This is a genomic window from Kribbella sp. ALI-6-A, assembly GCF_001984195.1.
Taxonomy (GTDB): domain Bacteria; phylum Actinomycetota; class Actinomycetes; order Propionibacteriales; family Kribbellaceae; genus Kribbella.
Genome location: NZ_MTQN01000010.1, coordinates 947,632 through 972,518, shown reverse-complemented (window position 1 = coordinate 972,518; position 24,887 = coordinate 947,632). Strand labels below are relative to the sequence as shown.

19 protein-coding genes are annotated in these 24,887 nt (G+C 70.8%); 13 read left to right on the top strand and 6 right to left on the bottom strand.

Annotation, left to right across the window (positions count from 1 at the left end; all coding sequences use genetic code 11):
* The first annotated feature begins 209 nt into the window (after positions 1 to 209).
* Both BWI15_RS18935 and BWI15_RS18930 read left to right on the top strand, forming a co-directional pair.
* Positions 210 to 2,639 (top strand): tetratricopeptide repeat protein, encoded by a 2,430-nt coding sequence (locus tag BWI15_RS18935; protein ID WP_077015701.1) that lies wholly within the window; start codon positions 210 to 212, stop codon positions 2,637 to 2,639.
* Complete coding sequence (locus BWI15_RS18930; protein WP_077015700.1) at positions 2,636 to 5,041, top strand: helix-turn-helix domain-containing protein; 2,406 nt, start codon at positions 2,636 to 2,638, stop codon at positions 5,039 to 5,041. Before BWI15_RS18935 ends, BWI15_RS18930 begins: the two co-directional genes overlap by 4 nt.
* Before the next feature lie 46 nt (positions 5,042 to 5,087).
* On the opposite strand, the gene rsrA is transcribed toward BWI15_RS18930, so the two are convergent.
* The 5 genes from rsrA to BWI15_RS18905 all read right to left on the bottom strand — a co-directional run bounded on the left by rsrA (position 5,088) and on the right by BWI15_RS18905 (position 8,758).
* The gene (rsrA, locus tag BWI15_RS18925) at positions 5,088 to 5,360 is read right to left on the bottom strand and encodes a mycothiol system anti-sigma-R factor (RefSeq protein WP_077015699.1); all 273 of its coding nucleotides are present in this window, start codon (positions 5,358 to 5,360) and stop codon (positions 5,088 to 5,090) included.
* Positions 5,357 to 5,974, bottom strand: coding sequence for a sigma-70 family RNA polymerase sigma factor (locus tag BWI15_RS18920; RefSeq protein WP_077015698.1), 618 nt, complete (start codon positions 5,972 to 5,974; stop codon positions 5,357 to 5,359). Before BWI15_RS18920 ends, rsrA begins: the two co-directional genes overlap by 4 nt.
* A gap of 110 nt (positions 5,975 to 6,084) precedes the next feature.
* Positions 6,085 to 6,717, bottom strand: coding sequence for an alpha/beta hydrolase family protein (locus BWI15_RS18915; RefSeq protein ID WP_077015697.1), 633 nt, complete (start codon positions 6,715 to 6,717; stop codon positions 6,085 to 6,087).
* Between the two features lie 118 nt (positions 6,718 to 6,835).
* Positions 6,836 to 7,645: an SOS response-associated peptidase gene (locus tag BWI15_RS18910; protein ID WP_077015696.1), complete on the bottom strand. Its 810-nt coding sequence runs from the start codon at positions 7,643 to 7,645 to the stop codon at positions 6,836 to 6,838.
* A gap of 141 nt (positions 7,646 to 7,786) precedes the next feature.
* Positions 7,787 to 8,758 carry a hypothetical protein gene (locus tag BWI15_RS18905; protein WP_237771351.1) on the bottom strand — a complete coding sequence of 324 codons (972 nt, stop codon included), beginning with the start codon at positions 8,756 to 8,758 and terminating at the stop codon, positions 7,787 to 7,789.
* A 233-nt stretch (positions 8,759 to 8,991) separates the two neighbouring features.
* Here BWI15_RS18905 and BWI15_RS18900 point away from each other — a divergent pair, with 233 nt between their 5' ends.
* From BWI15_RS18900 to rsgA, 10 genes are all read left to right on the top strand, one after another.
* Entirely contained in the window at positions 8,992 to 11,295 is a 2,304-nt protein-coding gene (locus tag BWI15_RS18900; protein WP_077015695.1) for a sigma-70 family RNA polymerase sigma factor, read from the top strand.
* A gap of 282 nt (positions 11,296 to 11,577) precedes the next feature.
* A complete protein-coding gene (gene aspS / locus BWI15_RS18895) occupies positions 11,578 to 12,867 on the top strand; it encodes an aspartate--tRNA(Asn) ligase (RefSeq protein WP_077015694.1) in 1,290 nt (429 codons plus the stop codon).
* Between the two features lie 56 nt (positions 12,868 to 12,923).
* Complete coding sequence (locus BWI15_RS18890) at positions 12,924 to 14,180, top strand: ArgE/DapE family deacylase (protein WP_077015693.1); 1,257 nt, start codon at positions 12,924 to 12,926, stop codon at positions 14,178 to 14,180.
* Between the two features lie 15 nt (positions 14,181 to 14,195).
* Positions 14,196 to 16,940, top strand: coding sequence for an ATP-binding protein (locus BWI15_RS18885; protein ID WP_077015692.1), 2,745 nt, complete (start codon positions 14,196 to 14,198; stop codon positions 16,938 to 16,940).
* Between the two features lie 136 nt (positions 16,941 to 17,076).
* Entirely contained in the window at positions 17,077 to 17,787 is a 711-nt protein-coding gene (locus BWI15_RS18880; protein ID WP_237771350.1) for an alpha/beta fold hydrolase, read from the top strand.
* Entirely contained in the window at positions 17,784 to 18,587 is an 804-nt protein-coding gene (locus tag BWI15_RS18875; RefSeq protein ID WP_077015690.1) for an alpha/beta fold hydrolase, read from the top strand. Before BWI15_RS18880 ends, BWI15_RS18875 begins: the two co-directional genes overlap by 4 nt.
* Before the next feature lie 99 nt (positions 18,588 to 18,686).
* Positions 18,687 to 19,412, top strand: a complete 726-nt coding sequence (locus BWI15_RS18870) for a DsbA family oxidoreductase (RefSeq protein WP_077015689.1) — start codon at positions 18,687 to 18,689, stop codon at positions 19,410 to 19,412.
* A gap of 77 nt (positions 19,413 to 19,489) precedes the next feature.
* A complete protein-coding gene (locus BWI15_RS18865; protein WP_077015688.1) occupies positions 19,490 to 20,080 on the top strand; it encodes a DoxX family protein in 591 nt (196 codons plus the stop codon).
* A 136-nt stretch (positions 20,081 to 20,216) separates the two neighbouring features.
* Entirely contained in the window at positions 20,217 to 21,488 is a 1,272-nt protein-coding gene (aroA, locus tag BWI15_RS18860; protein WP_077015687.1) for a 3-phosphoshikimate 1-carboxyvinyltransferase, read from the top strand.
* Positions 21,488 to 22,477 (top strand): ribosome small subunit-dependent GTPase A, encoded by a 990-nt coding sequence (gene rsgA, locus BWI15_RS18855; protein ID WP_077015686.1) that lies wholly within the window; start codon positions 21,488 to 21,490, stop codon positions 22,475 to 22,477. Before aroA ends, rsgA begins: the two co-directional genes overlap by 1 nt.
* A 46-nt stretch (positions 22,478 to 22,523) precedes the next feature.
* Here rsgA and BWI15_RS18850 read toward each other — a convergent pair whose 3' ends face one another.
* Entirely contained in the window at positions 22,524 to 23,018 is a 495-nt protein-coding gene (locus BWI15_RS18850) for a DUF2231 domain-containing protein (RefSeq protein WP_077015685.1), read from the bottom strand.
* Positions 23,019 to 23,665: 647 nt separating this feature from the next.
* Here BWI15_RS18850 and BWI15_RS18845 point away from each other — a divergent pair.
* Entirely contained in the window at positions 23,666 to 24,880 is a 1,215-nt protein-coding gene (locus tag BWI15_RS18845; RefSeq protein ID WP_077015684.1) for an erythromycin esterase family protein, read from the top strand.
* The last annotated feature ends 7 nt before the right edge of the window (positions 24,881 to 24,887 follow it).

Genomic DNA, 24,887 nt, shown 5'->3' with positions numbered 1-24,887 from the left:
TGGTCACATGTATCGGCAAGACCACTTACCACACAGGTCTTGCTTCGGACGGTCAACTCCCGGCTACTCGCAGCTAATATTCAAACATTCGCTTAATCGCGCAACGCGCCTGTGGACAAGCGCCGACGAACGATCGCCATCACTCCTACAGTTAGCTCTTGTCGCGTGTATACCGCGACCAGGACGAGTGAATGGGGAGGTGACTCGAGGTGGAACCCGTGACGCTCGGGGAGCTGCTCCGCGAGCTCCGCACCGCAGCCGGACTGACCCAGGGCGCGCTCGCCGAGAAGGCCGGTCTGAGCGAGCAGGCCGTCAGCCTGCTCGAGCGCGGCACGCGCCGGCGGCCGCGACCCAGCACCGTCCAAGCGCTGGCCGAAGCGCTCGGGCTCGACTTCGACGCCGAGCAGCGGCTCACCGACGCCGCCCGAGGAGTGCCCCGCCCGCGCTCTCGATCTTTCGCGGCCGACGCGGCGCCCACCGGCAAGGACAGCGCACCACGTCAGCTCCCGCCGACTCTGTCCGACTTCACCGGCCGGGCTGCCGAGCTTGACGACTTGGTGACTGTTCTCACCAGCGACAAGTTCGCGGGCACAGTCCGGACGGCGGCGGTCACCGGCATGGGCGGAGTCGGCAAGACTTCCCTGGCCGTCCACGCGGCCCACCTCACCGCCGAGCACTATCCGGACGGCCATCTCTACCTCGACCTTCGCGGCTACGGCCCGGGCGAATCGATCCGTCCGGCCGACGCCTTGGCGCAACTGCTGCGCTCACTCGGGGTCGACGGTCACTCGATCCCGGACGGGGTGGACGAAGCGGCCGCCTTGTTCCGCTCGCGGCTGGCAGGGTTGCGGGTGCTGATCCTGCTCGACAACGCGACCGGTGCCGCGCAGGTCAGATCGTTGGTGCCGGGGACACCCGGGGCCGCAGTGATCGTCACGAGCCGACGGGGGCTCACCGCCCTGCCCGGATTCCTGCAAGTCAACTTGGCGCCACTGTCCGAGGCCGACTCGATCACGCTGCTCGGCAAGATCGCCGGGGACGCCCGCGTGGCCGCTGAAGCGCCGGCCGCGAGGACGATCGCCCGGCTCACCGGCCGCCTGCCGCTGGCCGTACGACTGATCGGCGCTCGGCTCGCAGCGCGGCCGGGCTGGCCGATCGAGCACGTGACGAACCAACTCCTGGACGGGCAGCGCCGTCTCGACCAACTGGGCACGGGCGACTCCGGCGTACGGGCCAGTATCGCGGCGTCGGTCGAGTTCCTGGCCGCCGGTGACCAGCCGCTCGACCGGCGAGCAGCCGCTGCCCTCGACCTGTTGGGCCTGCCCAACGGCAGCGACCTGTTCGTCCCGGCCACCGCCCGTCTGCTCGACGTGTCCGCGCAGGACGCCGAGCAGATGCTGGAGCGGCTGGTCGACCTGAACCTGCTGATCTCGCTGGCGCCCGGCCGCTACCGCCTCCACGACCTGATCCGCGCCTACGCGCGCGAACGCGCCGATCAGGTGCTGTCCGAGGGAGTCCGCACCGCTGCGTTGTCCCGGGTGCTGACCTTCTACACCGGTGCTGCCTGGCGCTGTCATCAGCTGACCCACGCCCAGAGCCATCGGCTCGCCCTGGCCGGCGACAGCCTGCGCGACGCACCGGCCTTCAGCACCGGCGCCGAAGCGCTGCGATGGCTCGACACCGAGCGCTCCAACCTCGCCGAAGCCGTGCAGCAGGCACGCCGTACGCCGGCCCTGAGGCCACTGCTGCCCGAGCTAGCTCTGGCCCTTTTCGGGTACCACGAGCCACGCGGCCGGTGGACCGAGATGAGAGCCGCCAATCTGATCGGCCGCGAGATCGCGGACGAACTCGGCTTCCAGCACCTCGCCGCCTGGCTGGAGCACGACCTCGCCGTTCCCGACGCCGAGCGAGGGCGCCTGCAGCCCGCGCTGCGGCACTTACGGCACAGCCGGACGTTGTTCCGCTCTGTCGGGGACGTGGCCGGCCAGGCTCGATGTTGTACCTCCCTGAGCCGGGTTCTGGAGCAGCTGGGCCAGCTGGACGAGGCCGTCGAACTAGCCGAGGAGGCGCTCGCGCTCAGCCAGACACTGGGTGACGACACGATCGCCGGCATCAGCTACCTCGCCCTCGGCAACCTCTATCTGCGCCGCGGTGACGCTGTCCGGGCCGACCGCTCCTTCAACCGGGCGCTCGCACTCGCCAACGCGACCGGCAACGTCCGCTCCACCGCCAAGCGGTACCAAATCGCGGGTCAGGCCTACGCCAAGGCGGGACGCCGCGACGTGGCCATCGAGTTCCTGCTGAAGAGCATCGAGACCTACGACGGAATCTCCGAGAAGAACGGCGCCTCCGAGAGCTACTGCACCCTTGCCGCGGTCGAGATCAACGCGGGCGATTACGCCACCGCGCTGGGCCACGCGCAGATCGGTCTCGAACTCGCCCGCGCCGAGTCCAACCCGCAGCGCGAAGGCGAAGTCCTGATCCAGCTCGGCCGCATCACCCACGCCAAGGGCGACCTCGCCACCGCCCGCACCCACTGGCAGGATGCCGCGAGGTTGCTGCACACCCAAGCCGCCACCAGCGAGGCCATCGCCCTCGAACTCCTGGCAGCCAACCCGATGTCCTCCGGCGCCGGATGAGTGCCACGTTCGCAGACCGGCTCCGCGAGCATCGCTCGGCGGCCGGTCTGACCCAAGCGGAGCTGGCCCTGCGAGCCGGACTGAGCGAGCAGGCCATCGGTCTTCTGGAGAGGGGAATCCGGACCCGCCCACGTCAGTCGACTGTCGAGGCACTGACAGCCGCGCTGGAGCTGAGCCCCGAAGCCGCCCGCGAGATGGCCCAGGCCGCCAGGGGCCGCACGCAGAGACCACGGGCCGAATCTCCTGACGATGCCGCGGCCACGGTTTCCCTCGTCCCCCGCCAGCTTCCACCGGCCGTCGCCGACTTCACGGCCCGGAAGGTGGAGCTGGATCAAGTCGTGGCGGCGCTGCGGGGTGGAGGCAAGGCGAGCGCGGTTGTCACCGTCACCGGCATGGGCGGAGTCGGCAAAACCGCGCTTGCGGTTTACGCCGGCCACCTGACGGCTGAGCAGTTCCCGGACGGCCAGCTGTACGTGAAGCTGCGGGGGTACGTCCCGGGTGGCGCGCTCGGCTCGGCGGCGGCGCTCGGTCAGCTCCTGAGGTCGCTGGGCGTGCCACCCAGAGCGATTCCCAGTGATGTCGACGAGCTGGCCGCGATGTACCGGTCAGCAATCGCCGGTCGGCGGATGCTGATCCTGCTCGACGACGCGACCACGATCGGCCAGGTGATGCCGCTCATTCCCGGCGACCCGAACTGCGCCTCGATCATCACCAGCCGGCGGTTCCTGGCGGCGTTGCCCGGCAACAAAATCATCAGATTGTCCGCCATGGCGCAGGACGACGCCTTGTCCTTGCTCTCCGTCATGGTCGGCCATCGGCGTCTCGCCACGGAGGAGCAAGCCGCGCGCGACATCTCTCGCCTGACCGGTGGTCTTCCCCTGGCACTCCGGCTGGTCGGGGCCCGATTGGCGGCACGACCGACGTGGCACTTGCAGGACGTCGTCGATCAGCTGACCGACGAGCACCGGCGCCTGGACGAGTTGGGGGTCGAACAGTCCGGCGTACGGGCGAGCTTCGCCGGATCGATCAACGAGTTGCTGGCCGGCCCAAGCCGCCTCGACCAGGAGGCGGTCAGGGCCTTCGACCTGCTGAGTCTCGCCGAGGGCTCGGAGATCTCTGTTCCGCTGGTCGCCCGATTCCTCGACCGGACCGGGGCCGACACCGAGGCGCTGCTGGAACGCCTCGTCGATCTGCATTTGCTCGACTCCATCGGACCTCGCAGCTATCGCCTGCACGACTTGCTCAGGACTTATGCCGGGGAACGGCTGGCAGCACCGCACCGCCAGGCCGAACGCGACGCCGCCATCGAGCGTGGACTGAAGCTCTACGTCGCTGCGGCGTGGCGGGTGCACCGCATCACCCATCCGTGGAGCACACGTCACCCCACCGAACAGCTGGACGAGAACGAGGTCCCGTCCTTCGAAGACCTCTCGGCGGCTCTCGGCTGGATCGACAGCGAGTTTGACTCGATGCTGGGTCTGTACCGTCGTGCGGCGGCGGTCGCCGGTGGGCAGCAGCGCTTCGGTCCCTCGCTGGCGCTCGGGCTGTTCGGTTATCTCGAAGCGCGCGCCTCCTGGAGCAAGATGCGGTTGGTCTACGACCTCGGCATCGCCGCGGCCAACCCGGACCAGGACCCCTCGACGGCCGGCTGGCTCGAGCACGACCGTGCCATCCCTGACGTCGAAGAGGGTGACGCCGCCACCGGCCGGGCGCGGGTGCTGCGGAGCTTCGAGCTTTTCGAGCGGGCCGGCGATGTCGTCGGGATGGCCCGCTGCTGCTCCACGCTCAGCCACATCCACGAGCGGCTCGATCGCCTCGACGAGTCGGTCAGCTGGGGTGAGCGAGGGCTGGCGTTGAGCCGGCAGATCGGCGATTCAGGCGGCGTCGGCGCGAACTGCCTGGCACTCGGAGCGCTCTACCAGCGCATCGGCCGAACGGCCGACGCCCGTCGGGCCTTCCAGGAGAGCTTCGAACTCGCTGAAGCCGACGGCAACGTCCGATCACTCGCCCGGCGCCGACGGGTCGCCGGCGTGTGCTGCCTGGAGCAGGGCCAGTTCGGGGAGGCTCTCGCCCACCTCACCGTTGCCTCGCAGCACTTCAGGCGACTCGACGATCTCAGCGGCCTGGCCGAAACGCTGGGACACCTCAGCACGGTGGAGCTGGCGCAGGGCCGGCCCGCAGCGGCCGAACTCCATGCTCAGGAGGCGCTGGAGCTGGCCGGCAAGTATCACGACACGTTCCGTACGGGAACCGTTCTCGGCACGCTGGCGACCATCAAGGACGCGGTCGGCGCACCAGAGGAGGCCCGCACCCTGCGCCGGCGGGCGCTGGAGATTTTCGAGGCTCACCAGATCAGCCGAGCTGCCGAGGAACTCCGGGAGATTCTCGACCCGACCGAATGAGAACGACCGCGGCACCCAGGGTGTCGCGGTCGTCAGGCAGGCCGGGTCAGTCCGGGCTGGCGGTCTCCACGCGGGCCTCGGTCAGGCGGGTGAGGATCTTGGCGCGGAGCGCGTCGGGGGCCTGTTCGTCGCCGCAGGAGCGGTGGACGAGTTTCTTGATGCAGCGCTCGAGGTCGTACTGGTCGAGGCAGGGGGCGCACTCTTCCAGGTGGTGGCGGATCTCGTCGCTGGTGGCGTCTTCGAGTTCGTTGTCGATGAAGACGTACACACGCTGCAGGATCTCGCTGCAGTCGACGTCGTGGTGCTCGCCGCAGCTCACGACTCCTCCTCGGTCTTCGCGCTGTCTGCCGCGGGGATCAGGCCGCGGTCGCGGGCGTAGTCGGCCAGCAGCTCGCGTAGCTGGCGCCGGCCGCGGTGCAACCGGGACATCACGGTACCGACCGGCGTACCCATGATCTCCGCGATCTCCTTGTAGGCAAAGCCCTCGACGTCGGCCAGGTAGACCGCCAGGCGGAAGTCCTCCGGGATCGTCTGCAGGGCCGACTTCACGTCGGAGTCGGGCAGATGCTCCAGGGCGACCGCCTCGGCCGACTTCAGACCACCGGGAGTGTGCGACTCGGCGGCGGTGAGCTGCCAGTCCTCGATCTCCTCGGTCGGCGACTGCGTGGGCTGACGCTGTCGCTTGCGGTAACCGTTGATGAAGGTGTTGGTCAGGATCCGGTACAGCCACGCCTTCAGGTTGGTCCCGGGCGTGAACTGGTGGAACGAGCTGTACGCCTTCGCGAAGGTGTCCTGGACCAGGTCCTCGGCGTCGGACGGATTACGCGTCATCCGCATCGCCGCGGCGTACATCTGGTCGAGGAAAGGCAGCGCCTCGCGCTCGAAGCGCTCGGTCCGCTGCTCGGGAGTCTCGGTGGTCGTCGATGTCGGCATCGTGATCGAGAATACCGGGGCGACCCCAGAACTCGGCGCTCTGTCCAGGCTCGTTACCGTCATGCCCGTCACAACACGCCTGCCGGCGCCCTCATTCCCGGCGTGGCGGACTAGCCCGAGACTTCTCGCGACACCCATTCGAAGACGGCTTCGACCAGGAGCTCGTAGGACTCCTGCTGGGTGAGCTCGGCCCGTTTCGGCACCTTGAAGCCGTGGTCGGCGTCCGGTACGACGGCCATCTCGGTCAGCGGTGGGAACTCCTCCGGCGTACCGAACGGGTCCTTCTCCCCCTGCACGACCAGCGTCGGCAGCCCGGCCGCCTGGAGCTCGTCGACCCGCGACTTGTCCGGCTTGCCCGGCGGGTGCAGCGGGAACGACAGCGCCAGTACGCCGGAAGCCCCCAGCCCGGTCGCCGTCCGGCAGGCCACCCGCGCCCCCGCGGACCGGCCGCCCAGGACCAGCGGGGTGCGGATCCGCAGCTGGCCGATGATCGCGATCCAGGACTCGTCCAGGATCTTCGGCGCCGGCGCGAGCTTCCGGCCGGCCCGGCGCCAGGGCTGCTCGATCAGGAACACGTTGATGTCCTGCTTCGGCAGCCGGGCCGCCAGCGCGGCCAGGTCGCCGGACTCGATGCCACCGCCCGCGCCGTGACCGAGGGCCAGCGTCGCCACCGGCCGCCGGGCCCGGTGCGCGACGATCCGCGCCTCACCGTGCGGTGTCGCCACAATCCGTTCGTCGGTCACGGGCCCATCCTGTCATTGCGGCGGCCCGTCCCACGCCGTCCGCACCCGGCGCGCCCACAGCCGGCAACCCGTCCCCCACCTCTCCCCATTTCGACGGTCAACCCTGTGACTTGTGGGTTCAGAACAGCGGATCGTCCTGCACCGCGGTCGGCGGGCCGGGGCGATCGGCCGGGTCGTCACCGTCCGGCGGCAGTGGCTCGACCAGGTGCGGACCGTTGTTCTTCACCGAGCTGACCGCCTTCGAGACCGCGTACGCCTCGAGCCGGCCCGGCGCAGCCGGGACCAGCAGCTCGAGCAGCTCGTCGGGGTCGGACGACAGCGGGTCGAGCCAGGCGTCGTACCGGTCACGCTCGACCAGCAGCGGCATCCGGTCGTGGATCCGGCCGAGGTCGTCGGTGGCCGAGGTGGTGAGCACCGTGCAGGTCCACAGCCAGGCCGCGTCGGAGTCGGCGTCGGCGACGGACTTGTCGCGCCAGATCTCGTACAGCCCCGCCATCGCCAGGACGCCGCCGTCGGTCGGGCGGATGAAGTACGGCTGCTTGACCGGCTTGCCGTTCTTCTTCTGCTCGGTCTCGTACCACTCGTAGTAGCCGTCGGCCGGCAGCAGGCAGCGCCGGGTCGCGAACGCCTTCTTGAAGGCCGGCTTCTCCGCGACGGTCTCCATCCGGGCGTTGATCAGCCGGCTGCCGATCGAGGGGTCCTTGGCCCAGGACGGCACGAGTCCCCACTTGACCGTGGTCAGCTTGCGCACCACCTGGTCGGGCTGCTCGCGGTTCTTCCGCTCGACCACGGCGATCACCGGGTCGGTCGGGGCGACGTTGTAGTTGTCCGGCAGCTCCTGCACGGACTCCTTCACGTTGCCCGCGGCGATCTCGAACTCGACCACCAGATCAGCAGGATCCCGGCTGCTCGCGTAGCGCCCACACATGGGAACCAGACTAGCCAGCGGCACCGACAGATTGCGGTACGCCGTACGTACAGCGGCGGTGGATCGCCTACCCCGTGATAGGCGATCCACCGCCTGCTCGATGCGCCCGGGCGTCCCCCTGTTGGCGTCCGGGCGCAGGTCCTAGCGCCGGGTCAGCTCGTCCAGCAGCCGCACGGCCATGGCGTCGGTGGCCGGCAGGCCCTCGATCCAGATCCGGGCCAGCTGCGGCTCGTCGGTGTCCAGCCGCCACTGGGTGATCAGGGCTCCGACCGTCGCGACCTGCTCCGGCAGGTTCGGCTCGCGATCGACGAGCGCCGCCGCGCGGTGTGAGCCGACGCGGCCCAGTACGTCACCGCCGGCGAAGACGATGCGCAGGCACTCCGCGACGTCGATGAGCCGCAGTTCGCGGTCGAACGGCGTGATGCCGGGCGGGCCGAGCGGCTCGACCACCACCAGTGCGTGCGTCGCCGGTACGGAAGTTCCACGCAGATCGGCCTCTCGGTAGATCTCGCCGAGGCGGGACCGCAGGTGCGCCAGGCTGGACAGCCCGGTCAGCGGGTCCTCGCAACTCAGTGAGTGCAGGTAGATGAGTGACGCCTCGGCCCAGCTGGAACTGAGTGCGCGTACCGCGGCGAAAGCCGGCTCGCCCCCGGCGATCGAGCGGTACAGCGCACTCAGCCCATCAAGTGCCTCGAGCAGCGAGACTCCGTCGGCCGCCAGTTGGCGACCGACCTCGTCACTCGCAGGCACGACGTCGGCCCCGTCGTGGAGCGCCTCGGCGATCGCGAGGTAGGCACTCCGGTCGAAGCCAGGGAAGGTCTGACGATTCTGCGCCGTAGCGAGCAGGTGCCCGGCGCGGTGGCTCGGCGTGCGGGAGATGAGGTCTCGATGCGAAGCATCGTGGCCTTGGCTCCCGTGCGCCGAGGTGCCGTGCCGGGTGCCGCGCAGTAGGCGGAGAATCGTCAGACCTTCCCTCGGTGTGCCGTGCGGCTCCCTCCTTCCGCACGGTTGCTCTGCAGACGACGCTTCCGGCCGGTCCCGGGCGAGCGACCCCGCCAGGTTCGGGCCGCGCAGCGAGTCGAACCGCCGGCGGATGTCCGCGTACAGCGACATGACCCTCCTCAACGCAGCCCTTTCAGCCTCCCGACCGGTGGCCGGAAGCGTCGTTCTGCAGGAGAGACAGCGCCGTGACGGATTCATGACGCAGATTTCGAAGTTTTTTTCTCGTAACCTCGGACCGGCCGCAGTCGTCAGGAAAGGTGCGCCGGGGCGTCCCATCTGGGAGTCTTGTCCTCGGCAACTATGTGACTGACGGTGACGGAGCCATGACAGCAGGGGGAGCCTCGATGGAGGAAGTGCCGAGCGACGCGGAGCTGATCGCGCGCGTGCGTTCGGGCGACCTCGAGGCGTACGGCGAACTGTTCGCGCGGCACCACCAGGCCGCCGAGCGGATGGCCCGTCAGCTGGTCCCGCCGAACGACGCCGACGACCTGGCCGGCGACGCCTTCGCGAAGGTGCTGGACGCGCTGCGCAACGGCGGTGGCCCGGACGTCTCGTTCCGGGCGTACCTGCTGACCACCGTGCGCCGGGTCCACGTCGACCGGATCCGGGCCGGCCGCAAGGTCACCTCGACCGACGACATCGCGGCGTACGAGCGGGAGCCGCAGGGCTTCGACGACCCGACGGTGACCGGCTTCGAGAGCGGCGCGGCGGCCAAGGCCTTCGCCTCGCTGCCGGAGCGCTGGCAGGCCGTGCTGTGGCACACCGAGGTCGAGGGCGAGAAGCCCGCCGCCATCGCTCCCCTGCTCGGGCTGACCGCCAACGGCGTCTCCGCGCTGGCCTACCGGGCCCGCGAGGGTCTGCGGCAGGCGTACCTGCAGCAGCACCTGGCCGACGTCGCCGGGGACCGCTGCCGCTGGACCACCGAGCGCCTGGGCGCCTACGTGCGCGGCGGCCTCACCAAGCGGGAGAACCGCAACGTCCGTGAGCACATGGACGACTGTGCCAAGTGCACCGCGGTCTACCTCGAGCTGGTCGAGGTCAACAGCGCACTGCCGGCACTGCTGGCTCCGGCCCTGCTGGGCACGGCCGGCCTGGGCTACCTGGCCGCCGCGTCGGGCGCGAAGGTCGGTCTGGTCGGCTTCTTCGTCACCGGCTGGAAGAAGGCCACCGAGAACAGCACCCGGACGGCGGTCGGCGCCGGAGCGGTCGTCGTGGTCGCGGTCGCCGCGGTGATGGCCGCGCTCGCGCTGACCGGCAACGAGACGCCGCCGGCCGCCATCGACCAGCCGTCGGTCCAGCCGACGCAGCCGCCGCAGCCGCCGCCCGTGCCGCCGACGCAGAAGCCGCCCACGCAGAAGCCGCCGGCGACCCAGCCGACGCAGCCGGAGCCAACCCAGCCAGAGCCGACGCAGCCCACAACGCAGCCCAGTGAGCCGCAGCCGACCACGGCGCCCACCAGCGCCCCGACGAGCGCGCCGACCAGTCCGCCGACACCGCCGCAGCCGACACCGCCGCTGCCGACCACTCCGATCCTGGACGAGGGCCTGCTGACCATCAGCCTGCCCACCGGCGGCGGCAGCCCTCCGGTCGGTGGAGGCAGCCCGGCCGCGGGCGGCCCGTTCGCTCGCAGCGCCACCGCACGGGACGCCGATCTGCGCGCCACGGTCACCATCAAGGTCCCGGCGAACAACACCAACCCGGTTGTCATCGGCATCAAGTTCGGCAACGCGCTGAAGTGGCCGCTGAGCGGCAACCCGGCCGGCTGGAGCTGCACCACGGCCCCCGACGGCAAGAGCGGCAGATGCACGGCCACCGATCCGGCGGCCCCGCCGACCCTGCCGATGATCTTCGCCGAGCCCACCGGCGGCTCGGTGGCCGACCGCACGTTCACCGTCTCCGGCAAGTCCGGCCGCCTCTACGACGACGACTCCGCGACGCTCACCGCTCCCCCGCGGCTCGACGAGAGTCTGCTGAAGCTGGCCGTCGGCAAGACCGACCTGGACCGCTACTTCCGCACGATCACCGTCGCCCCCGGCACCGACCGGACCGGCGTCACGCTGAAGATCTCCTACGGCGCCGAGCTGGCCTGGCCGATCGCGGCCGCCCCGGCCGGCTGGAAGTGCACCCCGGCCACCCGGACCTGTACGGCGATCACGCCGACCAAGCCGGCTCCGCTGCCCGCCACCTTCGCCGTACCGGACGGTGGATCGGCGGCGGCCCGGACGTACACGGTGACCGCGACGGCCGGTCTGTTGCACGACACCGACTCCGAGACGCTGGCACCGGTCCGGCTGGACGAGTCGCTGCTGCGCATCCTCACCCCGGACCCGCACGAGGATCCGAACCCGTTCGTCTACAACCGCTTCCTCGACCTGAGCGGCACGACCGGTCCGGTCACACTGGAGATCTCCTGGGGCAAGAACCTCTCGCTGGTGTCGTACTTCGACAAGGGCTGGACCTGCTCGCGCTCGACCGACGTCCGGCGGGCCACCTGCTCGACCGACCGCTACACGAAGGCGCTGAACACGGAGTGGGCCGCCTGGCCGGGCTCCGGGGTCAAGAACGAGATCACCGTGAAGGCGGTCACGCCGGGCCGGTACGACACCGACAGCGCGCGGATCCCGCCGACCAAGCACGGCAAGCGGTAGCGGGTCCGGCCGGGCAAATCGGTTTGGCCCGGCCGGTGCCGCGCTCTAGGCTGGGACCTGTTCGCGCTGACGGAACCGAGTAGCGCCGTTCACCTGTGGTCCAGAGAGTCGCCGGTAGCTGGGAAGGCGACGCACAGGCCGGTCGTGAAGACACTCCTGAGCGAATGCGACAGCAAGAGGCCGGGCTGGGTCTGACCAGACCGGTGAAGGTGTGGTGGCACCGCGAGTTCCCCTTCGCCCACACCTCCGGGGTTCGAGTAATCCGACGGAGGTGAAACAGCGATGCGCATTCTCAACCACGAGATCCCCTCAGCAGTGGGCCAGACCGTCACGGTGGCCGGCTGGGTGCACCGAAGACGACGGCTGGCCGCGGTCAGCTTCCTGGTCCTGCGGGACCGGTCCGGCCTGAGCCAGGTCGTCGTCAAGGCGCCGGAGACCCAGGCCCAGCTGGACGGACTCGGTGAGGAGACCGTCGTCCAGGTGACCGGTACGGTCGCCGCCAACCCGCAGGCGCCCGGTGGGGCCGAGCTGGTCGACCCGGTGATCGTCCCGCTGACCGAACCGGCCAGGACGCCGCCGATCGAGCTGTGGCGGCCCACGGTCGGAGCCGGTCTGCCGGTCGTGCTGGACAACGCACCGGTCGCTCTGCGGCATCCCGCGGTCCGCGCCGGCTGGGAGGTCGCCGCGGCCGCGCTGCACGGGTTCCGCAGCACGCTGGACGGTCTGGACTTCACCGAGATCCAGACGCCGAAGATCGTCGGTACGGCGACCGAGTCGGGAGCGAACGTGTTCGCGCTCGACTACTTCGGCGGTCCGGCGTACCTGGCCCAGTCACCGCAGTTCTACAAGCAGACGATGGTCGGCGTCTTCGAGCGGGTCTACGAGGTCGGTCCGGTGTTCCGGGCCGAGCCGCACGACACCGTCCGGCACCTGGCCGAGTACGTCTCGCTGGACGCGGAGTTCGGCTTCATCGGCGACCACCGCGACGTACTGGCCGTCCTGCGCGACGTCCTGGCCGGGATGCTGGCGGCGGTCGGGTCCAGAGCCGGTACGGCGCTGGAGCGGCTCGGCGTGGAGCTGCCGGAGATTCCGGTCGACGTACCGGTGCTGCACTTCGTGGACGCGCTCAAGCTGGCCGGGGCGGACCCCGCCGAGCCGGACCTGTCGCCGGCCGACGAGCGGGCGATCGGCGAGTGGGCTCTGCGCGAGCACGGCAGCGACTTCGTCGCGGTCGAGGGCTATCCGATGGTCAAGCGGCCCTTCTACACGCATCCGCAGCCGTCCGACCCGCGGTGGTCCAACTCGTTCGACCTGCTGTTCCGTGGGGTCGAGCTGGTCACCGGAGGCCAGCGCCTGCACCGCTACAGCGACTACGTGGCGGCGCTGCAGGCCAGAGGTGAGTCGGCCGACGCACCGGCGTACAGCTCCTACCTGCAGGCGTTCCAGCACGGCATGCCGCCGCACGGCGGTTTCGCCATCGGGCTGGAGCGCTTCGTGGCCCGCCTCACCGGCGCGGAGAACGTCCGCGAGGTCACGCTGTTCCCCAGGGACCTGCACCGTCTGACTCCCTGACCCAGGGCTTGCCCTCGGCACGGCCCGCTCCACTGATTCGGTGCATGATGTGCGCCATGAGTGCTGACGTGGAGCGGGCGGTGCTGGCGGCGATCGACGACTCGGCGATCGTCGAGGAGCTGCGGGAGCTGGTGCGGATCCCGAGCGTGGACGGGACCCCCGAGGAGAACGTGGCCCAGGAATGGGTCGCCGGACGCCTGGGTGGTCTCGGCCTGGCGGTCGACCACTGGCAGGTGGATCTCGCCGAGGTGACCGCCGACCCGGCCTTTCCGGGGATGGAGGTGCCGCGCACCGAGGCCTGGGGCTGCGTCGGCACGCTCGGCGGCGACGGTACGCCGGGGCTGGTGCTCAACGGGCACGTGGACGTCGTACCGCCGGGTGATCTGAGTCTTTGGCCGGACGGCGATCCGTTCTCGGCGCGGGTCAGCGACGGGCTCATGTGGGGCCGCGGCACCTGCGACATGAAGGCGGGCATCGCCGCGATCCTCGGCGCGACGGCGGCGATCGTTGCCGCAGGCATCGAGCTGCGGAGGCCGCTGGCGGTGCACACCGTGGTCGGCGAGGAGGACGGCGGGCTGGGCGCCTTTGCGACCCTGCGCCGCGGTCACCTCGGCGCGGCCTGCCTGATCGCCGAGCCGACCGCCGGCACGGTGATCCCGGCGAACTCCGGCTCGCTCACCTTCCGGCTGGAGATCGCCGGTCTGGCCACCCACGGCTCGACCCGGACCCGCGGGGTCAGCGCGATCGAGAAGTTCGAGCCGGTGCACGCCGCGCTGCGCGAGCTGGAGGCCGAGCGGAACCGCGCTCCGCACCCACTGCTCGACCACCTCGACCTGGCCAACCCGCTGTCGATCGGCACGGTCCGGTCCGGCGACTGGGCGAGCACGGTGCCCGATCTGCTGATCGCCGAGGGCCGGTACGGCGTACAGCTGGGTGAACCGGTCGAGGACGCGCGGGCTGCCTTCGAGCAGGCCGTCGCGGCGGCGTGCGAGAAGGACGACTGGCTGCGGGACCACCCGGTGAAGGTGACCTGGCCGGGTGGGGTGTTCGCGTCGGGGCTGCTGCCGGAGGGCGATCCTCTGCTCGACGAGACGCTGCGGGCCGTCGTGGACGCGGGCGGTGCTGCGCCGGAGGTCAGAGGCGGGCCGTACGGGTCGGACCTGCGGCAGTACGCGGCTTCCGGCGTACCGACGCTGCAGTACGGGCCGGGTGACGTCCGGTACGCCCATGCGACCGACGAGCACGTTGCTCTGGCTGAGGTTCTGCACTGCGCCCGGGTGTATGCGCTGCTGGCAGTGCGCCGCTGCGCGTAGTGGTACAAAGTGCCCATGGAACCGCTGCGTGGGCGTTCGGCCGAGCTGGGCCGGCTGCTCGAAGCCCTGCGCGCAGCGGATCAGGGCACTGCGTCGCTGACCGTCGTCACTGGTGAGCCGGGCATCGGCAAGTCGGCGCTGCTGCACGCGGCGATGGAGCAGGCTGAAAGACACGGTTTCCTGGTCGCCACGGCGGCCGCGCACCAGACTGACAACATCAGTCCGCTGGCCTCACTCGCTCCGGCGCTCCGGGCGGGTAAGGACCCGCTGATCGGCACAGAGCACTTCCTGGAGCTGGCTGCGCTCAACACCCAGCCGCTGTGGCTCGCTGAGCGGCTGGCCGACCTGATGCGTCAGCGCCTGGTCGGTGCGGCCACGCTGGTCGTGCTGGACGACGCGCAGTGGTCAGACCCGCTCACCGGGTTCGTGCTGCGGGTGGCGATCAGTCGGCTGGCCGATGCTCGGCTCATGTGGTTGCTGGCGACTCGGCCGACGCCGGGTGGAGTGGCAGACCAGCTGGTGGACGCCGTGCGTGATCAGCTGCCGGTGCACGCCGTTCAGCTCGCACCGCTCGACACAGAAGCCGTCCTGCAGATCGCAGCGGACCGGCTGAACCATGCGGTCGACCCCGCACTGTCCGTACGACTCGGTGGCGCCCAGGGCGTCCCGTTCCTGGTGGAGCAGATAGTGGCCGGCCTCTACGTCGCCGATAAACCTCTTGCCGAGGGCCCACTACCCGATGGCCTGATCGAAGGCGTCCGCCGACGCACAGCCGGTACGACGGAGCTGTGCCGCGCGTTGCTGCGGACGGCGGCGGTGTTCGGCAGCGAGTTCCGGCTGGAAGACGTCGCTGTGCTGATGAGCGAGGGCGTCGCACGGCTGGCTGAGCCGCTGGACGAGGCGATCCGCGCCGGGTTGCTGGCCGACAGCGGGGCCCGCCTGACCTTCCGGCACGAGCTGCTGCGGGCCGCCGTACTGGCTGATGTGCCGCCGTCGGCTCAGCGGGCGCTGCACTCGGCGATCGCGGACCAGCTGCTCCGGTCGGAGCAGGGCGCGTCGGCGGCGGCTCCGCACATTCTGGCCACGGCGGCGGTCGGCGACCTGGCCGCCATCAGCACGCTGCGCACGGCTGCGCGCGACCTGCTCACCACCATGTCGATCACGGCGCTGTCGGTGATCCAGGAGACGTTCGAGCTGACGCCGGTCGACCACCCGATCCGGGGCGAGGTCGGTGCGGACGTGATCGACATCCTGCTGATCACCCGCCAGTACGACGCCGCGCGGGCCTTCGCCGAAGACCTGCTCGGTGGGACTCCGCTCTACCAAGGGCCGGTCTCTGCGGAGCTGGCCGCGCGGATCAGGCTCTTGCTGGCGCCGCAGGAGTGGGCGCTCGGCCTGCTGGACGCCAGTCGGCTGGTGGTCGACGGAGCGCCGCGGCACCTGGCCGAGCGGCTGGCGGCGTACCGGGTCGTGGCCGGCGCCGAGAAGCCGTTTGCGACCGATGATCTGGTGGCGAGTGCGGTGCTGGAGATCGCTCGGGCTGAGCGGGCCGCGGCCGAGGGCCGGTTCGTGGCGGCACGGGATGCGTACGCCGCGGCGCGGAGCCGGCGGGGCGGGAGCGCCTCAGGCGGCTCGGCGGTAGGCGGCTCGGCGGTAGGCGGCTTGGTCGGCGACGGCTCAGCGGTCGACGAGTTGGCGGGCGAGCGGACCGCCGGCGGCCACGCGCTGGGCACACCGCCCGCAGTTCGGGTCGAGCTGGCCGAGCTGCTCTGCCGCGCTCAGGCCGGTGAGCCGGCTGCTGTCCTCCAGCGGGTCAAGGAAGGCCTCGGCGTCGGCGACTCGTGGCTGGCGCCGCAGCTCGCGGTCCTCCGGGCCCAGCTGGAGCTTGCTGTCGGCAACCTGTCAGCCGCCGTCGAAGCCGCCCACGCGAGCCTCCGCTGGTCCGCCGAACTCCACGACCCATCGACCGAGCCGGCCGCCCGACAGGTCCTCGCGCTGGTCGCCCTGCTGCGAGGAGACCTCTCCGCGGCCCGCACTGCTCCCGACGAGCCCGTCCGAGCCCTGCTGGCGATGGCCGACGGCGACGCGACTGCAGCTCACCGGCTCCTGACCGCCTCACTGGACTACCCGAACCGTCTGGAGCTCCTGGTCCACGCAGCGACGCGTACCCAGGACACCGCCTCCGGCACCGCTCACGCCGTGGCCAAGCTGCTGGCCGAGCACGCGGCGACCACACCGACCGCTGCCACCACCGGAGCCGCGCAGCTCGTTGCTGCCGCCAACGAGCGGGACCTGACTGCCCTGGCCGACGCTGTCGACCAGCTGCGTTCCACCGGACGCCAGCTGCTGCTCGCGGAAGCCGAGGAGCTGCACGGCCGGGTCGAGCTCGAGCACGGCGACCGGCGTACCGGTGTCGCCGCGCTGGAACGCGCTCTCGACTCGTACACCGAGCTGGGCGCGACCGCGCTCGCCGTACCGGTCCAGGCAGCGCTGCAGGCCGCAGGAGTACGCCGGCGCCGCTGGGCCGCCGTACCGACGCGGCCGGAGTCCGGGTGGGAGGCGCTGACGCCGATGGAGCGCAAGGTCGCGCTGCTCGTCGCCGACGGCCACACCAACCGGTCGGCGGCCGAGGAGCTGGTGCTGTCGGCCAGCACGGTCGGCACCCACCTGCGCAACGTCTTCAGCAAGCTCGGCGTCAACTCCCGAGTCCAGCTCACCCGGCTGGTGCTGCAGCGGTTCGCCTCTCCCCCGAACGCATGAGTTTTGGGTGCACCGGGCTCTGCTGAGCCCGGTCGCCGGGGCGCCAAGTTCCCGTTTTCGGTCGATACGGCGAAGCGCCGGTTCGCGGTTGTCTAGGGGCACAAGGGAAACCGCGAACGAGATCGAGGACATGACAATGAGCGAGAAGAAGCCCACCGCCCTGCTGGTGCACGGAGCGTTCGCCGACGGCGGCAGCTGGGCCGGCGTGATCGCCGAGCTGGAGAACCGCGGCATCACCGCGATCGCCGTACCGAACGACCTGACCGGAGCGGCCGCCGACGGCCGCAAGGTGGCGGCGCTGGCCCGGGAGATCGACGGCCCGGTCGTGCTGGTCGGCCACTCCTACGGCGGTGCGGTGATCACCTCGGCCGCGAACGACGCCGACAACGTGACCGCGCTGGTCTACGTGACCGCGTTCGCGCTGGACGAGGGCGAGGGCCTCCTGGAGCTGCTCGGCCGCTTCCCGGCCAACGAGCTCGGTACGTCGCTGGCGCCGCACCAGTTCGGTGACGACACCTACCTGAGCATCGTCGAGGACAAGTTCCCGGAGATCTTCGCCGCCGACGTCCCGGCCGGGCAGAGCCGGGTGATGGCCCGCTCGCAGCGGCCGATCGCGGCCGCCGCGTTCGAGGAGAAGTCCGGTGCGGCCAGCTGGAAGCGGCTGCCGAGCTACTACCTGGTCGCGACCGCCGACAACGCGATCCCGGTCGAGGCGCAGCGCGCGATGGCCGAGCGCGCCGGCTCGAAGACCACCGAGGTGGACGCCTCGCACGCGGTCGCGGTCTCGCAGCCGCTGGCCGTCGCCGAGTTCGTCGCGAGCGCGGTCGAGGCAGGTGCGGCCCGATGACCACCCGTCGCCGCTTCCTCACCACCGTCGCCGGAGTCGCCTCCGCCGCCCTGCTGACCGCCGGTGTCACCACCGCCGCCGCCGAGCCGTCCGAGGTTGCCCACCACAACTCCCCGAAGCCCACCGTCGTCCTGCTGCACGGAGCCTTCGCCGACGGCTCCAGCTGGAACGGCGTCACCCAGCGCCTCCAGCGCGACGGCTACAAGGTCGTCGTACCGGCGGTCCCGCTGCGCAGCATCGCGGGCGACACGGCGTACCTGTCCGGCGTACTGTCCGGGATCCCGGGCCCGAAGGTGCTCGTCGGTCACTCGTACGGCGGCGCGCTGGTCAGCCAGCTCGCCGGGACGGCCGGGGTCAAGTCGCTGGTTTACGTCGCCGCCTTCATCCCGCAGGCCGGGGAGACCCTGGGCGGACTGAACAGCAAGTACCCCGGCAGCCAGATCGGACCGGACACCACGAACACCATCACCTACCCCGGCGGTGCCGACCTGGTGATGAAGCCGGAGTCCTTCCGCCAGGTGTTCGCCCTGGGCCTGCCGCGCTCCGAGGCCGCCGTCCTCGGTGCGTCCCAGCGCCCGGTCGCCGCAGCGGTCTTCGGCGAACCGATCGCCAAGACGGCTCCGGCCGGCCTGCCGAAGTACGCCGTCGTCGCCACCGGCGACCACGCCATCCCCCCGGCCGCCGAGCGCTACATGGCCCAGCGAGCCCACGCCACCACCGTGGAACTCGACGGCCCGCACCTGATCGCGGTCTCCCACCCGGAGAAGGTCACCCAGGTGATCGAACGCGCGGCCCGCTGAACCACCACCCAACCGCCGGGACGGCCCACGAGGGCCGCCCCGGCGGTGGTCGTTGGGCAGCGGGAATACGTGGGTGAGGGCCGGCGGTTGCACGTTGTCATGCGTATTGATGTCTGGTCCGACGTCGTCTGTCCCTGGTGCTACATCGGCAAGCGCCGTCTCGAGGGCGCTCTGGCGGCCACCGGCGAGCGGGCCGAGGTGGTCTACCACAGCTTCCAGCTCGACCCCAGCGCGACGAACGACGACGACCGCGACCTCGCCACCCGCCTCGGCGAGAAGTTCGGCCGCGACCGTGCCTTCGGCCTGCAGGCCAACGAGCACGTCACCGGCATCGCCGCCGAGGAGGGGCTCGAGTTCAACTTCGACGTCGCCAAGTCGGCCAACACCGTCGACGCCCACCGCCTGCTCCACCTCGCCCGCGACCTGGGCGAGCAGCGCGAAGTCCCCGCCGACACCCAGGAACGCCTCAAGGAACGCCTGCTCAAGGCCTACTTCACCGACGGCCTCCCGGTCGGCGACCACGCCACGCTGACCGAGCTCGCCATCGAGGTCGGCCTCCCGGCCGAGCAGGTCCAGGCCGTGCTCGCCGGTACGGCGTACGCGGAAGAAGTCGCCGCCGACCAGGCGCAGGCCCTCGCGTACGGCGCGAACGGCGTCCCGTTCTTCGTCATCGACAACAAGTACGGCGTCAGCGGCGCCCAGCCCGCCGAGGTGTTCCAGGAGGCGATCCGCCGCGCGGCCGCCGACCGTGCGCCCGTCACGCTGATCGGCTCCGCCGACGGCACCGACGCCGCAGCCTGCGGTCCGGACGGCTGCCCGATCTGAGTCCGGACGGGGTTGACCTGGAGACTCGCGGGTACCTGATGCCCAGATCGCTTTGCCGGACGATGTAAGAAGGAGCCATGACTGTCGTGCGCGCACTGGCCAGGCCGTTGCTGTCCGTTCTCTTCGTGGTGCAAGGCGCCAACCAGGTGCGCAACCCGGAGCCGCTGGTACCGAAGGCGCAGCCGGTCACCGACCGCCTGGTGCCGTTGGCGAAGCGGGTCGCACCGGCACAGGTCGGCGACCGAATCCCTGACACGACGGTGAACTTGATCCGCCTGAACGGCGCCGCCCAGGTGATCGGCGGTCTCGCGCTGGCCACCGGCAAGGGCCGTCGCCTCGGGGCCGCCGTACTGGCCGCGTCGCTGGTGCCGACCACGGTGGCGGGTCACCCGTTCTGGCAGGAGACCGACAAGCAGGCCAAGCAGGTCCAGCGGGTCCAGTTCATGAAGAACCTCGGTCTGCTCGGCGGCCTGCTGCTCGCCGCGGTCGACACCGAGGGGCAGCCGGGCCTGGTCTGGCGCGCGTCGCACGGCGCGAAGGCCGCCAAGCGGGAGACCAAGCGCGGCGCGAAGCTCGCCAAGCGCGAGACCAAGCAGCTGGCCAAATCGGCCCGCCGCGAGGCCAAGCTCGTCGCCCGCACCGCGAAGGCCGAGCTCCCCTTCGGCTGAGTCGTTCAGAACCGGCACCCGGATCCTCCGGGTGCCGGTTCTGCGTTGCGCGCGGTGGCCTGTGGACAGAGCGCCGCACCGTCCGGCGGACATGCCCTAGGCTCGTGGGCGACATCGAACGAGCTGAAGGAGTGCAATGGGGACGACAGAGGGCTGGCCGGCACCGCGTCCGGCCGGGGCTGTTCACGGCCGGGTCACCGTGCCGGGATCGAAGTCGATCAGCAATCGTGCGCTGATCCTCGCCGCGCTCGCGGACGGGCCCTCCACCCTCTCCGGCCTGCTCGCCGCCCGCGACACGGCGCTGATGCGGGCCGCCCTGGTCTCGCTCGGTGTCGGCATCACCGAGCACAACGGCCTGGTCACCGTCACCCCCGGCTCGCTGAAGGGCCCGGCCGACGTCGACTGCGGCCTGGCCGGCACGGTGATGCGCTTCGTCCCACCGGTCGCCGCGCTGGCCGACGGCGTCGTCTCCTTCGACGGCGACCCGTACGCGCGTGAGCGCCCGATGAACGTCATCCTCGGCGCGCTGCGCACGCTCGGCGTCGAGATCGACGACCACGGCACCGGCCGGATGCCGTACGCCGTGAACGGGTCCGGCGCGGTCCGCGGCGGCGAGGTCACGCTCGACGCGTCCGGTTCGAGCCAGTTCGTCTCCGCGCTGCTGCTGGCCGGCGCCCGGTACGACGAGGGTGTCGATCTGCGCCACGACGGCAAGCCGGTGCCCTCCCAGCCGCACCTCGACATGTCGGTCGCGATGCTGCGTGAGCGCGGCGTCCAGGTCGACGACAGCGAGCCGAACCGCTGGATCGTTGCCCCCGGCCCGATTCGCGCGCTCGACACCGCGATCGAGCCCGACCTGTCGAACGCCGCCCCCTTCCTGGCGGCGGCCGTCGTCACCGGCGGCTCGGTCACCGTCACCGGGTGGCCGACGGCAACGACCCAGCCGGGCGGGCAACTGCCGGAGTTGCTGACGCGCTTCGGGGCCGAGGTCTCGCTGGCCGACGGCGAGCTGACCGTGCGCGGGACCGGCCGGATCTCCGCCGTCGACCTGGACCTGAGCGAGGTCGGAGAGCTGTCGCCGGTGCTGGCGGCGATCGCCGTACTGGCTGACGGGCCGTCGTACTTCCGTGGCATCGCGCATCTGCGCAACCACGAGACCGACCGGCTGGCCGCGCTGGAGACCGAGTTCAACGCGCTCGGGGGCGACGTCTCGCAGACCGCCGACGGGCTGGAGTTCCGGCCGAAGCCCTTGCACGGCGGCGTGTTCGGCACCTACCACGATCACCGGATGGCGCACGCCGCCGCCGTGCTCGGGCTGGCCGTCGACGGCATCGAGATCGAGAACATCGCGACGACGGCGAAGACCCTGCCGGAGTTCCCCGAGCTGTGGTCCACCTTGGTCGGCTGATGTCGCGGTACGACGAGGAGGCCAAGTACGACCGGCCCAAGCGCCGGACCCGGCCGCGGACCAAGGACCGCCCGACGTACGACGAGGCGGTGACCGCGTTCGTCATCACCCGTGACCGCGGCCGCTACACCACCTGGGTCGGCGAGGGCGACCGGGTCGTCACCGCGATGAAGGCCCGCCAGCTCGGCCGCAAGGGAGTCATTGTCGGCGACCGGGTCAAGCTGGACGGCGACGCCAGTGGCGCCGAGGGCACGCTGGCCCGGATCGTCGAAGTGCTGCCCCGGACGACGTTGCTGCGCCGCTCGGCCGACGACGACGATCCGGTCGAGCGTCCCTTGGTGGCGAACGCGGACCAGCTGGTCATCGTCGTCTCGGTCGCGAACCCCGAGCCCCGGACCAGGCTGATCGACCGCTTCCTCGTCGCGGCGTACGACGCGGGGATGCGGCCGCTGCTCTGCCTGACCAAAACCGATCTGGCCGACCCGGGACCGCTGCTGTCGACGTACCGGCCGCTCGGGGTGGAGTCGGTGGCGACCCAGCGGGACGGCGATCTGAGCGCGCTGTTCGAGCAGTTGCGCGACCGGACCAGCGTGATGGTCGGGCACTCCGGCGTCGGCAAATCGACGCTGGTCAACGCGCTCGTCCCCGGGACCAACCGGGCCATCGGCGTCGTCAACGACAACACCGGGCGGGGCCGTCACACATCGACGAGCGCGTTGCTGCTCCGGCTGCCCGGTGGCGGCTGGATCGTGGACACTCCCGGCATCCGCTCCTTCGGTCTGGCGCACGTCCAGCCCGACCAGCTGATCAACGCCTTCCCCGACCTGGCCGCCGAGACCGTCGACTGTGCGCGCGGCTGCGGCCACTCGGAGTCCGACCCGAACTGCGCCCTGGACGAGGCCGTCACCGAGGGCCGCGTCGATGTCGAACGCGTCGCGTCGTTCCGGCGTCTGCTGGCCAGCCGCGAAGGCCGCGCCGACCCCGCCTGACGAGGAGACACCCGCCCCTTTACTGTCGAACGCCGACCAACAGCTCCTACTTCGGCGGCAGTTGCCCGTCCCAGACCGCCTTCGCGCCGGCGTCGCCGGTGCGGATGGTCTGGAAGATCACCAGCACACCCACCACGACGATCGCCGCGCTGATCACCAGCTCCAGCGGGCGGCTCTTGGTTGCCTTCGCACCCTTCCCGCTGGCGAGCGCCGACGGACCGGCCAGCAGCAGGAACGCCGCAACCACCAGCACGGTGAACACGAGCACATACCAGAACAGCAGGTCGCCGCGCTCCTGGTGCAACTTCACCGCCGGCTCCAGCTCCGGGATCGCCGCCAGGAATGCCTCGCCACTCTCCTTGGCGACGTACGCGATCACCAGCGCGGCGAGCCCGAGCAGCAGCGCCGGCCACCGCAACAGCCACCGCCACCGCGGCACCACCGCGAACGCGATCGCCAGCAACGCCGCCACGGGCAGCAACACCACCGCGGCGTGAATCACCAGTACGTGCAGAGGAAGATCTCCGAAGCGCTCGAACATGACGCCTCCAGTGGTCGGCCGAGGTGCTCTGACACTAACTGCACGTTCAACCACCTCAAATGGTTCAATCCAGAGAGTAGGGGGTGAAGGTGCGGAAGAACCCCACGCGGGCGCCTCCGCTCGCTACCGCTCGCACGGTGCCGGCTCCCACCCACCCCTCTCACGAGTGCGCGTGCTGCCGCCCGCTTCCTGCGACAGCGGGCCGCGGCTGGTGGAGGCGGCGGCCCAGCGCGGGCTCCTCCGCTCGCTACCGCTCACTACGGTGCCTGCTGCGAGGGCCGTCGAGCGTCTCGGGCCTCGCGTCGCACTGATCGCCGTACGGGCCGACGTGGTGACGGCGCTCTCGGACGGACCGGAGCCGGGTGGGCTCAAGCGAGGCAATCCGGTAACCACCGAGCCTCGCTGGCGCGCCGAGAAGCGCGCTGCCCGGCCGGACTCCGAGGGGCTGCTTACGGCGACAACCGGCGGAGCCTTCCGACTCGAGAGCGTCGAAGGGTCGTCGCTGGTCTGCGCCTCGTCGAGGTCAACGGCGGGCGAGCATCGTGAAATCGCCTGGCAATTCTCGACTCGGTTTGAACTCTGGAGCACAGCAAGCGCAGACCTGAACAAAAGTTTCCACGAAGTGGTTCAACGATACCGTTGAAGACATGACCTCCCCCATCGAAGAACTCGCCCAGGTCGTCAACTCCGCCACCATCCTCGGCCTCCTCCCCACCACCCCCCGCCTGCTCACCCTCGGCGAACCCACCCACGGCGAGACCACCCTGCTCGACCTGCGCAACAACCTCTTCCAAGACTTCGTCGAGCAGCACGGCTACCGAACGATCGCCATCGAGAGCGACTGCCTGATGGGCCGGACCGTGAACGACTACGTTGCCTCCGGCATGGGTTCGCTGGACGACGTGATGCAGCGCGGGTTCAGCCACGAGTGGGGTGCGCTTGCGGGCAACCGCGAGCTGGTGCAATGGATGCGGGCCTACAACGACGGCCGACCCGCGCACGAGCAAGTACGGTTCGCCGGCTTCGACGGACCACTGGAGATCACCCACGCCGCCAGCCCGCGCGAGGCGATCACCACACTGCACACCTACCTCAGCGCCGGCATCAACACCGACCTACTCCCCTGCAGCGGCGAGACGCTCGATCACCTCCTCGGCGCCGACGACCGCTGGACCAACCCCGCCGCAATGATGGATCCCTCGCAGTCGATCGGCCGCACCCCCGATGCCAAGGAACTCCGCCTGATCGCCGACGACCTCGTGGCGCTGCTCGAGGCGCAGGAACCGCAACTCCGAGCGACATCCACCGAAGACGAGTGGAACCAAGCACGCCTGTACGCGCGGACCACCACCGGCCTGTTGCGCTACCACCACTGGATGGCCGACACCTCCCCCAGCCGCATGGCCTGGCTGCTCGCGGTCCGCGACTCGATGATGGCCGCCAACCTGCTCGCTCTCGCCGAGCGCGGACCCACGCTGGCGGCCGCCCACAACTCCCATCTGCAGCGGGACAAGAGCACCATCCGCATGGGCGGCGTACCGGCGCAGTGGTGGAGCGCCGGCGCGATCGTCAGCACCCGCCTCGGCCAGGACTACGCGTTCCTCGCCACCGCGCTCGGCACCATCGCCCACCATGGCGTCGACGCCCCGCCCGCGGACACCCTCGAAGGAATCCTGTACGCCGTACCGCAGGACCAGTACGTCGTCGAGCCGCGCCGCCTGGCCGCCGTCATCGGTGACGTGACGCCTCGCGTGTCCCCCTGGTACGGCTACGGCCCGCTCGACCCCGCGCACCTGAGCAGCCTCGACGGCCTGGTGTTCGTCAAGGACTCCGACGTACGCCGGACCCAGCGGACGGGATGAGCCCCGC

What these genes read in the sequence shown, in the direction of transcription:
- BWI15_RS18910 (WP_077015696.1), bottom strand. Translation starts at nt 7,645, where the DNA reads ATGTGTGGGCGCTACGCGAGCAGCCGGGATCCTGCTGATCTGGTGGTC.
- rsgA (WP_077015686.1), top strand. Translation starts at nt 21,488, where the DNA reads ATGTCGCGGTACGACGAGGAGGCCAAGTACGACCGGCCCAAGCGCCGG.
- BWI15_RS18875 (WP_077015690.1), top strand. Translation starts at nt 17,784, where the DNA reads ATGACCACCCGTCGCCGCTTCCTCACCACCGTCGCCGGAGTCGCCTCC.
- BWI15_RS18920 (WP_077015698.1), bottom strand. Translation starts at nt 5,974, where the DNA reads ATGCCGACATCGACGACCACCGAGACTCCCGAGCAGCGGACCGAGCGC.
- BWI15_RS18890 (WP_077015693.1), top strand. Translation starts at nt 12,924, where the DNA reads ATGAGTGCTGACGTGGAGCGGGCGGTGCTGGCGGCGATCGACGACTCG.
- BWI15_RS18900 (WP_077015695.1), top strand. Translation starts at nt 8,992, where the DNA reads ATGGAGGAAGTGCCGAGCGACGCGGAGCTGATCGCGCGCGTGCGTTCG.
- BWI15_RS18845 (WP_077015684.1), top strand. Translation starts at nt 23,666, where the DNA reads ATGACCTCCCCCATCGAAGAACTCGCCCAGGTCGTCAACTCCGCCACC.
- aspS (WP_077015694.1), top strand. Translation starts at nt 11,578, where the DNA reads ATGCGCATTCTCAACCACGAGATCCCCTCAGCAGTGGGCCAGACCGTC.
- BWI15_RS18905 (WP_237771351.1), bottom strand. Translation starts at nt 8,758, where the DNA reads ATGTCGCTGTACGCGGACATCCGCCGGCGGTTCGACTCGCTGCGCGGC.
- BWI15_RS18880 (WP_237771350.1), top strand. Translation starts at nt 17,077, where the DNA reads ATGAGCGAGAAGAAGCCCACCGCCCTGCTGGTGCACGGAGCGTTCGCC.
- BWI15_RS18885 (WP_077015692.1), top strand. Translation starts at nt 14,196, where the DNA reads ATGGAACCGCTGCGTGGGCGTTCGGCCGAGCTGGGCCGGCTGCTCGAA.
- BWI15_RS18850 (WP_077015685.1), bottom strand. Translation starts at nt 23,018, where the DNA reads ATGTTCGAGCGCTTCGGAGATCTTCCTCTGCACGTACTGGTGATTCAC.
- BWI15_RS18865 (WP_077015688.1), top strand. Translation starts at nt 19,490, where the DNA reads ATGACTGTCGTGCGCGCACTGGCCAGGCCGTTGCTGTCCGTTCTCTTC.
- BWI15_RS18870 (WP_077015689.1), top strand. Translation starts at nt 18,687, where the DNA reads ATGCGTATTGATGTCTGGTCCGACGTCGTCTGTCCCTGGTGCTACATC.
- aroA (WP_077015687.1), top strand. Translation starts at nt 20,217, where the DNA reads ATGGGGACGACAGAGGGCTGGCCGGCACCGCGTCCGGCCGGGGCTGTT.
- BWI15_RS18930 (WP_077015700.1), top strand. Translation starts at nt 2,636, where the DNA reads ATGAGTGCCACGTTCGCAGACCGGCTCCGCGAGCATCGCTCGGCGGCC.